Raw genomic sequence first — 14,207 nt, 5'->3', positions numbered from 1 at the left:
ACGGGCTTCCCACTCACCGGGAAGCGTGCCGGGCCGCGAGGTAGCCGAACACGATCGACGGCCCGATCGTGGCCCCCGGCCCGGCGTACTCGTTGCCCATCACCGATGCGGTCGTGTTGCCGGTGGCGTACAGCCCGTCGACGACCGAGCGGTCGTCGCGCAGCACGCGTCCGTGCTCGTCGCACACAAGGCCGCCCTTGGTGCCGAGGTCGCCCACCTCGATGCGCACCGCGTAGAACGGCGCCCTGTCGATGACGTCGAGGTTGGGGTTCGCCAGCCGCGGGTCGCCGTAGTAGCGGTCGTACGCCGACTCGCCTCGGCCGAAGTCCTCGTCCACCCCGGTGCGGGCGAAGCCGTTGAACCTCTCCACGGTCTCGACCAGGGCGTCCGGCGGCACCCCGATGGACCCGGCCAGCTCCCGCAGCGTGGCCGCCCGGTGCACGATGCCGGCCTCGTAGAACGCCGCCGGGAACGGCCGGCCGGGCAGCACCTGGGCGAAGGGGTAGCGAGCGCGGGCGCGGGCGTCCATCACGCACCAGGCCGGCAGGTGCTTGCCCGCCAGCTGCGCGTGCACGAAGTTCACGTACGGCGCGGCCTCGTTGGTGAACCGGCGGCCGTCGCCGGAGACGATCACCTGGCCGGGGATCGCCCGCTCGGAGACCAGCGGCACCATCGGGCCGGCCGGGTGCCGCACTGACGGCATCCACCAGGCGTCGTCCATCAGGTCGAGCGCCGCGCCGACCCCCAGCCCGGCCCGGATGCCGTCGCCGGTGTTCTCCCGCGCACCGAGGCTGCGGTCCTCGCGGCCGCCCTCGGGGAGGTGCGCCTCGCGCATCGCGAGGTCGTGGTCGAACCCGCCGGTCGCCAGCAGCACCCCGCGCCGCGCCCGGACCCGGATGGGACGACCGTCCCGCTCGACGACCGCGCCGACGACGCGGTCGTGCTCGACGACGAGCTCGGTCATCGGGCTGCTCAGCCACAGGGGGACGTCGGCGTCCTTGAGCATCATCCGCAGCCGGGCCACCAGCGCGCGCCCGCCGGTCGCCATGTGCCGGCGGCGTACGACGTTGGAGGTCACCCGCCAGGCAGCGACGAGCGAGGCCCGGCGCCCGCGCCAGGTCCGCTTCACCATCGCGAGGTCGTGGTAGTCCTTCGCCGTGATCCAGAGACCCAATGGTCCCTTCATGCTGTTGGGCCGCTGGTACCTCTCGTCCTCGCCGAGCTTGCGGGTGTCGAACGGCCGCGGCTCGACCGACCGTCCCTCCGGCCGGCCGCCCTCGAGCTCGGGGTGGTAGTCCGAGTACCCGGGCGTCCAGGCCAGCCGCATCCAGCGGGAGCGCTCCAGGAACGCCATCGCCTCGGGCCCGTGGTCGACGTAGGCGTCCAGGCGCGCGGGGTCGACCCGGCCCTCGGTGAGGAGGTCGAGGTAGCGCCGCACCGAGGACCGGGAGTCCTGATGACCGCGCCGGCGCAGCGTCGGGTTGTCGGGCACCCAGATGCCGCCCCCGGAGATGCCGGTGCTGCCGCCGTACAGGGCGCCCTTCTCGACCACGAGCGCACGGAGGCCGGAGTCGGCGGCGACGAGGGCGGCTGTCATGCCGCCACCGCCGGAGCCGACGACCAGGAGGTCGACATCGTGGTCCCAGGCGGCGCTCATGCCGCCTCGTCGGTGCGGGTCAGGAAGGCGAGCACCGCGCTCTCCCACGCCGCCTTCTGCTCGATCATCGCCCAGTGCCCGCAGGCCGGGAAGACGTGCAGCTCGACGTCGGGGATGGTGCGCATCGGGACCAGCGCCATGTCGAGCGGGCTGACCCGGTCGTCGCGACCCCAGGTGATGAGCGTGCGGGCGGTGATCCGGTGCAGCATCGCCCAGTACGGCGGCTCCGGCGACGCCGCGGCGGCCCGGGCAGCGGCCTCGAGGACGCCACGGCCGTACATCCGGCGGGCGCTCGCCAACGTGTCGGGATCGGTGGCCTGCGCCCACCGCTCGGCGATCAGCTCCTCGGTCACCATCGCCTTGTCGAAGACCATCGAGTGCAGCCACTGCACGAGCCGCTCGCGGGTCGGGTTCTCGGTGAACTCGACCAGCAGGTTGATCCCCTCGCCGGGCGACGGGCTGAGGAGCTGCGTGCCGAGGCCGCCGACGGTCACCAGGCGCCGGACCCGGTCGGGCTGCGCCATCGCGAACCGCGCGCCGACGATGCCGCCCATCGAGTTGCCGATGACGTCGACCCGGTCCAGGCCCAGTCCGTCGAGGAACGCCGACACCGCCGGGAGTGCGGCCAGCATCGGGTGCTGGTCGGTCGGGTCGCTGACCCCGAACCCGGGGAAGTCCAGCACCAGGCAGCGGAAGTGCCGGGCGAAGAGCGGCAGGTTGCCGGCGAAGTTGCGCCACCCGGTGACGCCGGGGCCCGACCCGTGCAGCATCAGCAGCGGCGGACCCTCGCCCACGTCGTGGTAGCGCAGCACGCCCTGCTCGGTCGCCAGCTCACGCTGGGTCGCGGCGAAGTCGTAGCCGGTCGGGGTCTCGCTGACTGGAGTGCTCACCTCACGCACGCTAGGAAGGCCGGGATCGGCGAGGGCGGCGCGTCCCGGTGACCGGGAGACCGGGACGGCGACGCCGGCGTCGCTCCTAGCGTCGCCCCATGGCCACTGCCCCGTACGCCGACCTCCCGCCGCGCGATGACGACCTGGTGCCGTCCCCGCCCTCCGAGTGGGCGATGCGACGGGCGATGGGCGCGTTCGGCACCGGCGTCGCCGTGGTGTCAGCGCTGGCCGACGACGGGCCGGTCGGCTTCGCGTGCCAGGCCTTCGCATCGGTGTCGCTCGACCCGCCGCTCGTGCTCTTCTGCGCCAACCGGTCGGGTCGGTCGTGGCGGCGGATCAGGGACGCCGGCCGGTTCGCGGTGAACGTGCTCGGCGACGACCAGCACGACGTGTGCTCCCGCTTCGGGTCCCGCCGCGGCGCCCGCTTCGCCGGCCTCGACTGGACCCGCTCGCGATGGGGCACCCCGGCGCTGCCGGGTGTGCTGATGCGCGCCCACTGCGACATCGAGGACGTCCACACCGTCGGCGACCACGACGTCGTCATCGGCCGGGTGCTCGAGCTCGAGTCCCGCGAGGACGGACAGCCGCTGGTGTTCTTCCGCGGCCGGCTCGGGCTGGACGCCGACGTCGACGCCGCCCCGGCGACCCGGGCGTGGGCGTGGGCCTACCACTGGGGCTGGGACTCCTGACGCCCTGACCGCTGGCTACAGCCAGTCGCCGTTCTGCCCGACGGCCAGCATCCGGTCCAGCGCCTGCGTCGACCACCCGCACGCATCGTCAGCGGCGGGCTCCTGCCGGCCCCGCCGGCAGCGTCCGGCGCGGTCCAGTCCCGGGTAGAGCTGCTCGGCCACGCGCCGGGCCGCGTCGACGACCAGCGGCGCCACCCGTTCGAGGGGGGCCGAGACCTCGCCGACGAGCGAGATCGCGGCGATCGGCCGGTCCGGCCCGCGCACCGCCACGGCGACGCACGCGATCTCCGGGAAGCACTCCCCCTGCTCGAACGCGAGCCCGTGCCGCCCGCGGATACGGTGCAGCTCCTGGTGGAGGGTCGCGACGTCCGGGATCGTGCGCGCCGTACGCCGCTCGGGTCCCGCGCCGAGGCGGTCGGCGACCAGGCGCTCGACCTCCTCCGGCGGCAGCCACGCGAGCATGGCCTTGCCGAGCGCGGTGCAGTGCGTGGGCGCGCGGCCTCCCACCCGCGACGGCACCGCGGCGGCGAACCGGCCGCCGACCTTGTCGAGGTAGAAGACGTCCCCACCCTCGAGGACCGCGAGGTGCACGACCAGCCCGGTCCGCACCTGGAGCTCGTGCAGCGTCGGCGCGGCCGCCCCGCGGAGCGCCTGCTGGCTGCCGCTCGCCCCGCCGAGCCCGAGAGCCCGGTCGCCGAGCCCGTAGCCAAGCGAGGAGTGGGAGAGCCACTGGAGCCGCAGCAGCTGGTCGAGGATGCGGTGCGCCGTCGAGCGCGGCAGGCCCGTCGCCCGCGCGACCTGCTCGAGCGTGAGCCGGGTCGTCGAGGAGTCGAACGCGTCCAGGATCAGCGTCATCCGCTCGACCATGGACGGCGGCAGCTGCTGTGGGGCCGGCGCCTCGCGGCGTACCTCCGGCGGCATCATCGCCGTCGACATCGCATCCCTCCCGGGTCAAAACTGAAATTCATTCTAGTGGACGGTAACACCCGTCACAGCGCTCCGGAAGTGGTCTCGCCAACTCGTCGCTTCCCGATGGGCGGGAACCGCCTGTCGCCGTACGCCGGAGACCGCTAGACACCTGCCTCATGCGCATCGGCATCTCGAGTCCCGTCGTCGTGCGGACCCCCGGCGGCTTCTCCGACTGGGAGGCCGGCGCCGGCATCGAGGAGCTCGCCACCGTGGCCGAGGCCGCGGACCGGCTGGGCTTCCACCACCTCACGTGCAGCGAGCACGTGGCGGTCCCCCGCGCCGCCGCCGAGCAGCGCGGCGCGACGTACTGGGACCCGCTCGCGACGTTCGGCTACCTCGCCGCCCGCACCGAGCGGATCCGGCTGGCCACGCAGGTGCTGGTGCTCGGCTACCACCACCCGCTCGAGATCGCGAAGCGCTACGGCACGCTCGACCGGGTCTGCGGCGGGCGGCTGGTGCTCGGAGTCGGCGTCGGCAGCCTCGAGGAGGAGTTCGCGCTGCTCGACGCGGCGTACGACGACCGGGGTGCTCGCGCCGACGAGGCGATGGTCGCGCTCCGCGCGAGCCTGGCGCAGCCGGAGCCGGAGCACCACGGCGAGTTCTACGACTACGAGGGCCTCGTCGTCGACCCGTGCGCCCTGCAGGAGCGGGTGCCGATGTGGGTCGGCGGCCGCACCCGCCGGTCGCTGCGGCGCGCGGTCGAGCTCGGCGACGGCTGGGTCCCCTTCGGCCTCCCGCTCACCGAGCTCGCCGGCCTCGTCGGCTCCGTCGACGTGCCGCCCGGCTTCGAGGTCGTGCTCTCGACCGGGCGGCTCGACCCGCTCGGCGACCCGGCCGGCACCCGCGACCGGCTGCACCGGGCGGAAGACGCCGGCGCGACGCTCGCCGGCGCCGCGCTGATCGCGGACTCGGCCGACCACTACTGCGACCAGCTCGCCCGCCTCGCCGAGATCGCGGGCACCGAGGAGGCATCGTGACCGACGACCGCATCGCCGCACTGGAGGCCCGGCTGCGGGCGCTCGAGGACGAGCGCGACATCGCGCGGCTGGTCGCGTCGTACGGCCCGCTCGTCGACGCGGGCGCCATGGAGGTGGCGGACCTCTGGGTGGAGGACGGCGTCTACGACGTCGACGAGGTCTACCTCGCCGGCCGCGCGCAGATCGCGGCCATGGTCGCCTCCGACCCGCACCAGTCCTGGATCCGCGGCGGCTGCGCCCACGTGGTCGGCCCGCCGCACGTGACCGTCGAGGGCGACGGTGCGGTCGCCGTGTGCCACTCCCTCATGGTGGTGCGCGAGGACGGCGCCTTCCGGGTCCGGCGCGCGACCGCCAACCACTGGGCGCTCCGCCGTACGCCGGCGGGGTGGCGGGTCACCACCCGCACCAACCGCGTGCTGGACGGCCGACCCGAGTCGCCCGCCCTGCTCGCCGCGGGCGCGCACGGCGCCCCGGCTCCCGGCCAACGGAAGGAGCCGACCGCCGAGGGCGAGGACGGCCTACCGTCCGTGCCGTGAAGTACGCCGTCATCGCCCCGACCGCCGCCGGCACCACCGCGGACCCCGCCTGGATCTCCGCCTGGACGCAGCACGTCGAGGCGTGCGGGTTCGAGTCGGTCGTGGTCGTCGAGCACTCGGTGGTCGTGCGCAGCTACGAGAGCACCTATCCCTACGACACGTCCGGACGCATGGAGCTGGCCGACGACGTCGAGGTGCCGGACCCGCTCGAGCTCCTCGCGTTCCTGGCCGGCCAGACCTCGACCCTCGGCCTCGCGACCGGGGTGCTGGTGCTGCCCAACCACCACCCGGTGGTGCTCGCCAAGCGGGTCGCGACCCTCGACGCGCTCTCGGGCGGCCGGGTGCGGCTCTGCGTCGGCATGGGCTGGATGCGGGAGGAGATCGAGGCGTGCGGCGTCGACTTCGACTCCCGCGGCCGGCGCGCCGACGAGCAGCTGCAGGTGCTGCGCACCCTCTGGTCCGGCGGGCCGGAGGGGGTTGACCACAAGGGCGAGTTCTTCCGGTTCGAGCGCGCGGTCTGCCGACCCCGGCCCACGCGGCCGGAGGGCGTGCCGATCCACGTCGGCGGTCACAGCCGGGCGGCGGCCCGGCGGGCCGGCAGGTACGGCGACGGCCTCCAGCCGCTCGGCGTCGCCGGCGACGGGCTCGCCGGGCTGGTCGCGCTGATGCGCGCCGAGGCCGAGGCCGCCGGGCGCGACCCGGACGCGCTCGAGCTCTCGCTCGGCCACCTCGTCTCCCGCATCGACGCGGGCCGCGCCGAGCGTCTCGCCGCCCAGGGCGCCGACCGCATCGTGCTGGCCGCCTCGCCCCACACCGACCTCGAGCAGGCGAAGGACGAGCTGTCGGCCTGCGCCGAGCGCCTCGGTCTGGGCGGCGCGTGACCGTCGACGCCGGCGACCGGCCGGCCATCCACGAGCTCGTGCACCGCTACGCGGCGTACGTCGACGACCGCGACCTCGACGGCGTCGCCGGCCTGTTCACCGGCGACGCCGTGCTCGTGGTCCCCGAGCCGCCCGACCACCTCGCGCCCGTCCGCGAGCACCACGGCCCCGACGGCGTGCGCGCCGCGCTCGAGGCGCTGGCGCCGTTCCGCCGTACTCTCCACGAGGTCACCGGGATCGTGCTCGACCCGGACGCCGATGCGGTCCGTGGACGCGTGACCGGCGCGGCCCACCACTACCTCGAGCGCCCCGACGGGCTGCTCGACGTCTGCTGGCGGGTTCGGTACGACGATCGCTACGTCCGCACCCCGGACGGGTGGCGGTTCGCCCGCCGCGCGGTCCACGTGGTCGCCCTGGAGACGGCGCCGGTGCGGCAGGTCCTCGGCAGGCAGGAGCCCCACGATGACTGACGACGACCGCCGGGTCAGCGTCGTGACCGGCGGTGCCCTCGGCATCGGCGGCGCGGTGAGCCGGCGCCTGGCCGCCGACGGCGACCATGTCGTGCTGCTCGACGTCGACGGGGCGGCCGCGGCTGCCACCGCCGCCGGAATCGCCGAGTCCGGCGGCCGGGTCACCACGCTGGTCGGCGACGTGACCGATGCCGCCACGGTCGAGCGCCTGGTCGCCGCCGTCGACGGGATCGGCCGCGTGGACGTGCTGGTCAACAACGTCGGGGACTTCCGGCCGGCCTCCCGGACCTTCCTGCACAGCACCCCGGAGCAGTGGCAGCGCCTCTACGAGCTCAACTTCCACCACGTCCTCACGGTGACCCACTCCCTGCTGCCGCGGATGGTCGACCGGGGCCGCGGCGCGATCGTCAACGCCTCGACCGTCGAGGCGTTCCGGGGCATCCCGGGGCACGCGGCGTACTCCGGCTTCAACGCCGCGGTGTCCGCGTTCACGAAGAGCCTCGCGGTGGAGGTCGCGCGGCACGGCGTCCGCGTCAACGCGATCGCGCCCGACCTCGCCGACACCGAGCAGACGCCGGCCGCGGCGATGCTGCGCGGGCGCGACGCCGGCCAGGTCCCGCTCTGGGTGCCCCTCGGGCGGTTCGGCCGCGCCGAGGACTACGCCGACGTCGTGGCGTTCCTCACCTCCGACGACGCCCGGTTCGTCACCGGCCACACGGTGCCGGTCGACGGCGGCACGCTCGCCGCGTCGGGGTGGTACGCCCGCGAGGACGGCAAGGGCTGGACGAACATGCCCGACCACCCCTGAGGTCCGCGATTCCTGATGTAACGGGGTGTTGTGGTGTCTGTTGACCCGTTGTGCCGGGGGATCAGATGCCACAACACCCCGTTACAGCTCCGCGGCACCCCTGAGGAACATTTCTTTACCGGTCACTTGACCGGTAAAGCAATCTCGCTTACTGTACCGGTACAGCCCGATTCCCAGTGCCCGAGGAGGAGCCATGACGCTCGACCCGATCGCCGCCAGCCTGGCCGTCCGGGCCGCCCGCGCCGAGGCCGGCAGTGCCCGACCCGACGCGCCGGTCCTGCCGGACCGCCCCCGCCGTAGCCCGCGCGCGGCCGCCACCCGCACCCGCCTGGCCGCCCGTCTGCACGGTCTCGCCCGTTGGGTCGAGCCCGCGCCATGCGGCACCACCCAGCCCAGCTGACCCGGATGCCCGCGCCGGCCGGGGCGACCCGCGATGGCCCCGACACTCGGGTCCGCGATACTGGGTCTCCCATGGCCAAGGTGACCCTCCAGTCGATCGCGGACCGCGTCGGCGTCAGCCGGATGACGGTGTCCAACGCGTTCTCGCGCCCCGACCAGCTCTCCGCCGAGCTGCGGGAGCGCATCCTGGCCGCCGCCGAGGAGCTCGGGTACGTCGGGCCAGACCCGGCGGCCCGCGCCCTCGCGCGCGGCCGGACCGGATCGGTGGGCATCCTGCTCAACGACCGGATCAGCGAGGCGTTCGAGGACCCCATCGCGTCCGAGTTCTTCGCGTCGGTCGCCGACCGCCTGGCCGACAACGGGTTCGCGCTCACCCTGCTGACACCGCGGACCTCGGCCGACTTCGTGCCGTCCCGCGACGTCGCGATGGACGGCGCGCTGCTCTACATCTGCGAGCCGAACTCGGTCGACCTCGCCTGGCTGGACCGGCGCGGGCTCCCCCAGGTCTCGATCGACCAGGACAAGCGGCCCCTCGCCACCGCCGTCAACGTCGACGACCGCGGCGGCGCCCGCGAGGCGGCGCAGCACCTGGTCGACCTCGGCCACACCGCGATCGGGATCCTGACCCTGGAGAGCATCGCGGGACCGCCGTCCCAGAGCTACCCGGCGATCCAGCGGATGCTCGGCTGGCGCGCGGCCCTCGACCCCGCAGGCATCGAGCCGCGCATCGAGACCGCGCCGTACCGGCCCGTCTCCGCGGCGTACGACGCGGCCGTCCGGCTGCTCGACACCCCGGACCGGCCGACGGCGGTGCTGTGCTTCTCCGACGCCTTCGCCCTCGGTGTCGTCCGGGCCGCCGAGAAGCTCGGGCTGGCCGTGCCCGACGACCTCTCCGTCGTCGGCTTCGACGACAGCCCGGTCACCGAGGTCTCCCGACCGCCGCTGACCACCGTGCGCCAGGACGTCGCCCGCAAGGGCGAGCTCGCCGTCGCCGCGCTGCTCGCCTCGATGCGCGGCCAGGAGCCGGACGACGTGCTGCTCCCGACCGAGCTCGTCGTCCGCGAGAGCTCGGCTCCGCCGCGCGCCTGAGCGTGCGGGTCAGGTCGCGATTCAGGTCGCGATGAAGAGGATCTCGTCGCGCCCGTAGGACATGCCCGGGTGGGCGTCGGCGAGGTGCTGCTGGGTCAGCTCGACCAGCTCGTCCTCGTCCTTGCCCTTGATCACCTCGCCGCAGGGGCAGCTCAGTCGCGTCTTCATGCCAGCAGCGTAAGGGCCGCCGCGCACCCACGGGCACCTCAGCGTTCCCTTAATCGAGACTCCCGGGTGCCACGACGGCGACCTACAGTGGATCCATGGACGAGGCGAGGCAGGCGCTGCACACGCTCTGGTCCGCCGACGAGCCGACGGAGGCCGCCCGCGAGCTCGACGACGCGACGCCGGCGAAGGTCTGCAAGCGGATGCGCGACGTCACGTTCGACGGGATGGCGCCCCCCGGCACCGACCTGCGTGAGGCGTGGCGCGACCGGCTCATCCGCGAGGGCAAGTACGACGGAACCGGCGGCACCATCCGCGACCTCGTGCTCGGTCCCGAGCAGCGCGGATGACCCGACCCGAGAGCGTCGCCGCGCTCACCGACACCCTGCGCTCGGGGCGCTACCTCGCCGACCGCGGACTCGCCACGGCGGCGTACGTCGCCCTGACCCTCGACCGGCCCCTGCTCCTCGAGGGCGAGGTGGGCGTCGGCAAGACCGAGATCGCCAAGACGCTCGCCGCCGTGCTCGGGCGGCGGCTGATCCGGCTGCAGTGCTACGAGGGCATCGACACCAACCAGGCGCTCTACGAGTGGGACTACGCCCGCCAGCTGCTCCAGATCCGCGCGCTGTCGGAGGCGGCACTGGCCGACGAGGGCGCGGTCGACGCGCTGTTCGGGCCGAAGTTCCTCCTCGAGCGGCCGCTCCTCGACGCGCTCCGGGCCGGCGACCGCGCCGTGCTGCTCGTCGACGAGGTCGACCGGGCCGACGACGAGTTCGAGGCGTTCCTGCTCGAGCTGCTCTCGGAGTTCCAGATCACGATCCCCGAGATCGGCACGATCCGCGCGGAGCGGCCGCCGCTCGTCGTGCTGACCTCGAACCGCACCCGCGAGCTCCACGACGCGCTGAAGCGGCGGTGCCTCTACCACTGGGTCGACTACCCGTCGTTCGAGCGCGAGGTCGAGATCGTCCTGGTCCGCGAGCCGGGCGTCTCCGAGGCCCTCGCCCGCAAGGTCGTGGCCGCGGTGAACAGGCTGCGCGAGCTCGACCTCGCCAAGGCCCCGGGCGTCGCCGAGACGATCGACTGGGTGCGCACGCTCGGCGCGGTGGGCGCGACCGACCTCGACGCCGAGGCGGTCGAGGACACCATCGGAGCGGTGGTGAAGGACCGCGACGACCTCGACGTCGTCCGCGCGCACGTCGCCGAGCTCACCCGTGGCTGAGCCCTTCCTCGAGACCCTCGTCGGCTTCGGGCGGGCGCTCCGCGAGGCCGGGCTGCCGGTCGGCACGGGCGACGTGCAGACCTACTGCGCCGCGATGGAGCCGCTCGACCCGACCGACCTGATGGACCTCTACTGGGCCGGTCGTACGACGCTGGTCAGCCGCCGGGAGCACCTGCCGACCTATCACCGCGTCTTCCGCGAGTGGTTCCTCGGAGTGCCGGGCGAACCCGACGAGGCGCGGCCGTTCAACCGGCCCGACGCCCGCGAGGCGTGGGCCGACCTGCAGCTGCCCGAGCCGGAGCAGACCGGCGAGGAGCGCGAGCAGGAGGAGGCCAGGATGGGCCTGGTCGGCTCCGACGTGGCGACGCTGCGGTCGAAGGCCTTCGGCGACTGCACCCCGGAGGAGCTCGCGGCACTGCGCCGGATCATGCGGACCGTCCGGCTGACCCCGCCGCGGCGGCGCTCACGGCGTACGGCGCCGGCCGCCGACGGCCATCGCCCCGACCTGCGGCGTACCGTCCGCGAGGCGCTGCGCACCCACGGCGACCCGGCCACCCTGCGCTGGCGCGAGCGACGCCTCCGGCAGCGGCCGCTCGTGCTGGTCCTCGACGTCTCGGGGTCGATGGCGGACTACTCGCGGGCGCTGCTCCAGTTCGCCCACGTGACCTCCCGGGCGTCGCGACGGGTCGAGGTCTTCTGCTTCGGCACCCGCCTCACCCGGATCACCCGCGAGCTCGAGCACCGGCGGCCCGACGACGCGCTGGCGCGGGCCGCGGAGAAGGTCGTCGACTGGGAGGGCGGCACCCGCATCGGCGCCTCCCTCGACGAGCTCGTGCGCGCGTGGTGCCGGCGCGGCACCGGCCGCGGCGGCATCGTCATCGTCTGCTCCGACGGCCTCGACCGGGGCGACCCCGCGCTGTTGGAGTCGGCGATGCAGCGGCTGGCCCGGCTCAGTCACCGGGTCGTCTGGCTCAACCCGCACGGCACCGAGCCGCGCTCGCTGGGCATGGCCGTCGCGACGCCGTACGTCGACGAGGTGCTCTCCGCCCGCACCCTGGACGACCTCGAGGACTTCGCGCAGAGGCTCGCGTGATCCGGCTCGGGTCGCTGGCGGGCTACCCCTTCGACGGACCGCGGGTGCTCGCCGGCTGGTCGCCCCCGGCCGAGCCGGGGGTCTACGTCGTGCTCTACCGGCCCGACCCCGAGCGCGAGCGGTTCGCCGTCATCTACGTCGGGCACAGCGAGGACCTGTCGACCGAGGGGTTCCCGTTCCGCCACCCGGCGGCACCGTGCTGGATCAAGCGCGCGGGCAGCAGGTACGCCGTGCACGTCGCGACGTACGCGATCCCCGGCGGCCTCCAGGGGCACCGGCAGCAGATCGCCGACGAGCTGGTCGCGGTCTACCGTCCGCAGTGCAACGACCGGCAGGTCGACCCGACCTGGGAGGACCACTGGATCGGGAGGTCGGGTCAGGGCACCGGCTCGTAGCCGACCGACTCGTGCAGCCGAGAGCGGCGTCGGCCCGACGCGGGCGTGGCGGGCGGGCGCTCGGCGTCGGCCGGCGCGGCGACGTACGTCGCACCGCTGACGATGCCCTCGGCCATCCCGTAGAGCAGCGGCAGCGCGCCGGCGACGACGCCGCCGGTCCGGTTGATGTGCTGCAGGCCCGGCAGGATCGGCTCGGCGTTGGCGCCGATGCGGCGCACGATCTCGCCGCACTCCTCGAGGTTGCCGGCGATCCGCGTGAGCTGCGTGCCCACGACGTACAGGTAGAACGCGAGTCCCGCGATCAGCAGCAGGATGTCGACGACGGTCAGGACGACGAGGGTGGTCACATCCGCACCTTTCCGAGGACGCGGCCGAGGAAGAGGTGGTGCTCGAGGCCCTCGGCCAGCACCGCGTCGACGCCGGCCGCGGTGGTCGCGATCATCGCGGTGTCGTCGGTGTTCCTCTCGGCCTGGAGGAGCGTGGCCTTCACCCCGGCGACGCGCTGGTCGATCGTGCGCACCTCGCGCACCAGGATCGTCAGCAGGGCGGTGACGGCGAGCACGACGACGAACCCGGCGATCACCGCTCCCCACCACAGGCTCTCCTGGGTGTCGGTCAGCAGGACGGTCATCCCAGTCATGACTCAGCCTCCCAACCTGGTCCGGCCGCGGTTGAGGCCCGCGACGATGATCTCGGCGCTCTCGATCGTGGTGCTCAGCCCGGCGAGCCCGGCCGTGTTGCGCACCGACTCCTGGAGCGACTCGTCGATGGCCGCGGCCTGCTTCCCGATCTTGTGCGCGAGCAGCAGGATCGGTACGACGAGCGCCACCACGACCAGCACCACGACGATGCCGATCGTGTAGCCGATGGCCCATCCGGTGTCCACGGCTACACCCCCTCGCAGAAGTCGCGCACCGGCTTCAGGCTGGCGTTCACGGCGACTACCGACGCGGGCACGGTCGCGGTGCGGTCGGCGACGACGCCGACCCCGGCGATGACCCCGTCCAGAGTCTTCGTGACGGCCATCAGGTGGCCGATCACGCGGATCAGGCCGACCGCCGCGGCGGCGATGATGAGCGCCGCCAGCACCACGGTCACCCAGGCAACGACTGGCATCTCAGATCACCCCAACAGCTTTCCGACGGATCCGGCGTACCTGACCGCACCCTGCGACACCGCGTCGACGGTCGCCCCGGTCTCGGCGAGCGTCTCGGGCACCCCGTCGAGCTCGGCCGCGAGCGCACCGCCGCCGGCGAGGATCTCGTCGGACGCCGCTCGGATCCGCTCCAGCGCGGCGAGCACGCGGTTGAGCAGCGCGACCAGCACCGGTACGACGACGACCAGCAGCACGATGTTGCCGATCCACCACAGCATCGGGTGCCTCCTCAGCTCGGGTTGGGTTGGTAGGGCAGGAAGAAGCGTCGGAAGACCCGCATCAGCGCCATCCGCGCCGCCTGCAGGCCGATGGACAGGCCGCTGGCTGGCCGCGCGGCCACGGCGTCGACCGACTCGCCGCGCTCCAGCGCGTCGATGCGGCGCTGGGCGTTGTCGGCGAACTGGCCCATCAGCACGGTCGTGACGTCCGAGATCATGCCGCGGCCGTACTGCGCGGCCGCGCCGGAGAGCTGCAGGTCCTGCTCCATCCGCACCCGGGTGCCGCGGCCGACCTGCTGCAGCGCCGCGGTCACGGCCATCGTCGCCTGGCCCCGGCCCTTGAGGTCCGCGCCGGACGCGTCGATCACCATGCGCTTCGTGGCGTCGTCGCGCTCGAGGATCTTCGCCTTCCCGGCGAACTCCAGCTTGACCGGACCCATCCGCACCGCGACCGTGCCGGCGTACGTCTCGTCGCCGAGCTCCTCGGTGAGGTCCGCGCCGGGCAGGCAGGCGGCGACGCCGGGGATGTCGGCGAAGAACTCCCACACCTTCTCGATCGGCTGGCCGACCTCGAACTCGTTGCTGATCCGCATGGG

The 14,207-nt window shown here is 73.9% G+C and carries 22 protein-coding genes; 12 read left to right on the top strand and 10 right to left on the bottom strand.

What is annotated here, in order from left to right:
• Positions 1-13: 13 nt before the first annotated feature.
• Both ACFQQI_RS16155 and ACFQQI_RS16150 read right to left on the bottom strand, forming a co-directional pair.
• Positions 14-1,657: an FAD-binding protein gene (locus ACFQQI_RS16155; RefSeq protein WP_378565444.1), complete on the bottom strand. Its 1,644-nt coding sequence runs from the start codon at positions 1,655-1,657 to the stop codon at positions 14-16.
• The gene (locus ACFQQI_RS16150; protein ID WP_378565441.1) at positions 1,654-2,547 is read right to left on the bottom strand and encodes an alpha/beta fold hydrolase; all 894 of its coding nucleotides are present in this window, start codon (positions 2,545-2,547) and stop codon (positions 1,654-1,656) included. Before ACFQQI_RS16150 ends, ACFQQI_RS16155 begins: the two co-directional genes overlap by 4 nt.
• Positions 2,548-2,645: 98 nt before the next feature.
• Between ACFQQI_RS16150 and ACFQQI_RS16145 the strand changes: the two genes are divergently transcribed.
• Positions 2,646-3,236, top strand: a complete 591-nt coding sequence (locus ACFQQI_RS16145; RefSeq protein ID WP_378565439.1) for a flavin reductase family protein — start codon at positions 2,646-2,648, stop codon at positions 3,234-3,236.
• A gap of 15 nt (positions 3,237-3,251) precedes the next feature.
• Here ACFQQI_RS16145 and ACFQQI_RS16140 read toward each other — a convergent pair whose 3' ends face one another.
• A complete protein-coding gene (locus ACFQQI_RS16140; protein ID WP_378565436.1) occupies positions 3,252-4,172 on the bottom strand; it encodes an IclR family transcriptional regulator in 921 nt (306 codons plus the stop codon).
• 149 nt (positions 4,173-4,321) lie between these two features.
• Between ACFQQI_RS16140 and ACFQQI_RS16135 the strand changes: the two genes are divergently transcribed.
• From ACFQQI_RS16135 to ACFQQI_RS16105, 7 genes are all read left to right on the top strand, one after another.
• Positions 4,322-5,182, top strand: a complete 861-nt coding sequence (locus ACFQQI_RS16135; protein WP_378565433.1) for an LLM class F420-dependent oxidoreductase — start codon at positions 4,322-4,324, stop codon at positions 5,180-5,182.
• Entirely contained in the window at positions 5,179-5,718 is a 540-nt protein-coding gene (locus ACFQQI_RS16130; protein ID WP_378565430.1) for a nuclear transport factor 2 family protein, read from the top strand. Before ACFQQI_RS16135 ends, ACFQQI_RS16130 begins: the two co-directional genes overlap by 4 nt.
• Complete coding sequence (locus ACFQQI_RS16125) at positions 5,715-6,599, top strand: LLM class F420-dependent oxidoreductase (RefSeq protein ID WP_378565427.1); 885 nt, start codon at positions 5,715-5,717, stop codon at positions 6,597-6,599. Before ACFQQI_RS16130 ends, ACFQQI_RS16125 begins: the two co-directional genes overlap by 4 nt.
• Positions 6,596-7,069, top strand: a complete 474-nt coding sequence (locus ACFQQI_RS16120) for a nuclear transport factor 2 family protein (RefSeq protein WP_378565424.1) — start codon at positions 6,596-6,598, stop codon at positions 7,067-7,069. Before ACFQQI_RS16125 ends, ACFQQI_RS16120 begins: the two co-directional genes overlap by 4 nt.
• A complete protein-coding gene (locus ACFQQI_RS16115) occupies positions 7,062-7,877 on the top strand; it encodes an SDR family NAD(P)-dependent oxidoreductase (RefSeq protein ID WP_378565421.1) in 816 nt (271 codons plus the stop codon). Before ACFQQI_RS16120 ends, ACFQQI_RS16115 begins: the two co-directional genes overlap by 8 nt.
• A gap of 193 nt (positions 7,878-8,070) precedes the next feature.
• The gene (locus ACFQQI_RS16110) at positions 8,071-8,277 is read left to right on the top strand and encodes a hypothetical protein (protein ID WP_378565418.1); all 207 of its coding nucleotides are present in this window, start codon (positions 8,071-8,073) and stop codon (positions 8,275-8,277) included.
• 71 nt (positions 8,278-8,348) lie between these two features.
• The gene (locus ACFQQI_RS16105) at positions 8,349-9,365 is read left to right on the top strand and encodes a LacI family DNA-binding transcriptional regulator (protein WP_378565415.1); all 1,017 of its coding nucleotides are present in this window, start codon (positions 8,349-8,351) and stop codon (positions 9,363-9,365) included.
• A gap of 21 nt (positions 9,366-9,386) precedes the next feature.
• On the opposite strand, the gene ACFQQI_RS16100 is transcribed toward ACFQQI_RS16105, so the two are convergent.
• Positions 9,387-9,533: a hypothetical protein gene (locus ACFQQI_RS16100; RefSeq protein WP_378565412.1), complete on the bottom strand. Its 147-nt coding sequence runs from the start codon at positions 9,531-9,533 to the stop codon at positions 9,387-9,389.
• Positions 9,534-9,628: 95 nt separating this feature from the next.
• Between ACFQQI_RS16100 and ACFQQI_RS16095 the strand changes: the two genes are divergently transcribed.
• From ACFQQI_RS16095 to ACFQQI_RS16080, 4 genes are read left to right on the top strand one after another with little or no spacing between them, the layout of a single operon-like run.
• Positions 9,629-9,880 carry a hypothetical protein gene (locus ACFQQI_RS16095; RefSeq protein ID WP_378565409.1) on the top strand — a complete coding sequence of 84 codons (252 nt, stop codon included), beginning with the start codon at positions 9,629-9,631 and terminating at the stop codon, positions 9,878-9,880.
• The gene (locus ACFQQI_RS16090) at positions 9,877-10,749 is read left to right on the top strand and encodes an AAA family ATPase (protein ID WP_378565407.1); all 873 of its coding nucleotides are present in this window, start codon (positions 9,877-9,879) and stop codon (positions 10,747-10,749) included. The genes ACFQQI_RS16095 and ACFQQI_RS16090 overlap by 4 nt, the downstream gene beginning before the upstream one ends.
• The gene (locus tag ACFQQI_RS16085; RefSeq protein WP_378565404.1) at positions 10,742-11,842 is read left to right on the top strand and encodes a VWA domain-containing protein; all 1,101 of its coding nucleotides are present in this window, start codon (positions 10,742-10,744) and stop codon (positions 11,840-11,842) included. The genes ACFQQI_RS16090 and ACFQQI_RS16085 overlap by 8 nt, the downstream gene beginning before the upstream one ends.
• A complete protein-coding gene (locus tag ACFQQI_RS16080) occupies positions 11,839-12,237 on the top strand; it encodes a hypothetical protein (protein WP_378565401.1) in 399 nt (132 codons plus the stop codon). The genes ACFQQI_RS16085 and ACFQQI_RS16080 overlap by 4 nt, the downstream gene beginning before the upstream one ends.
• On the opposite strand, the gene ACFQQI_RS16075 is transcribed toward ACFQQI_RS16080, so the two are convergent.
• The 6 genes from ACFQQI_RS16075 to ACFQQI_RS16050 are packed head-to-tail and all read right to left on the bottom strand — an operon-like array spanning position 12,219 to position 14,204.
• Positions 12,219-12,584 carry a hypothetical protein gene (locus ACFQQI_RS16075; RefSeq protein ID WP_378565398.1) on the bottom strand — a complete coding sequence of 122 codons (366 nt, stop codon included), beginning with the start codon at positions 12,582-12,584 and terminating at the stop codon, positions 12,219-12,221. The two genes, ACFQQI_RS16080 and ACFQQI_RS16075, sit on opposite strands and share 19 nt — an antisense overlap.
• Positions 12,581-12,877, bottom strand: a complete 297-nt coding sequence (locus ACFQQI_RS16070; protein ID WP_378565395.1) for a hypothetical protein — start codon at positions 12,875-12,877, stop codon at positions 12,581-12,583. The genes ACFQQI_RS16075 and ACFQQI_RS16070 overlap by 4 nt, the downstream gene beginning before the upstream one ends.
• A gap of 3 nt (positions 12,878-12,880) precedes the next feature.
• Positions 12,881-13,123: a hypothetical protein gene (locus tag ACFQQI_RS16065; protein ID WP_378565392.1), complete on the bottom strand. Its 243-nt coding sequence runs from the start codon at positions 13,121-13,123 to the stop codon at positions 12,881-12,883.
• A gap of 2 nt (positions 13,124-13,125) precedes the next feature.
• Positions 13,126-13,353, bottom strand: coding sequence for a hypothetical protein (locus ACFQQI_RS16060; RefSeq protein WP_378565389.1), 228 nt, complete (start codon positions 13,351-13,353; stop codon positions 13,126-13,128).
• Between the two features lie 6 nt (positions 13,354-13,359).
• Positions 13,360-13,611 carry a hypothetical protein gene (locus tag ACFQQI_RS16055; RefSeq protein ID WP_378565387.1) on the bottom strand — a complete coding sequence of 84 codons (252 nt, stop codon included), beginning with the start codon at positions 13,609-13,611 and terminating at the stop codon, positions 13,360-13,362.
• Positions 13,612-13,622: 11 nt separating this feature from the next.
• Entirely contained in the window at positions 13,623-14,204 is a 582-nt protein-coding gene (locus ACFQQI_RS16050; protein ID WP_378565384.1) for an SRPBCC family protein, read from the bottom strand.
• Positions 14,205-14,207 lie beyond the last annotated feature (3 nt).

The sequence above is a fragment of the Nocardioides sp. GCM10030259 genome (genome assembly GCF_042666375.1).
Classification (GTDB): Bacteria; Actinomycetota; Actinomycetes; order Propionibacteriales; family Nocardioidaceae; genus Nocardioides.
Note: the sequence above shows the minus strand (reverse complement) of the source record. Positions and strands in the feature narration are given on the sequence as shown.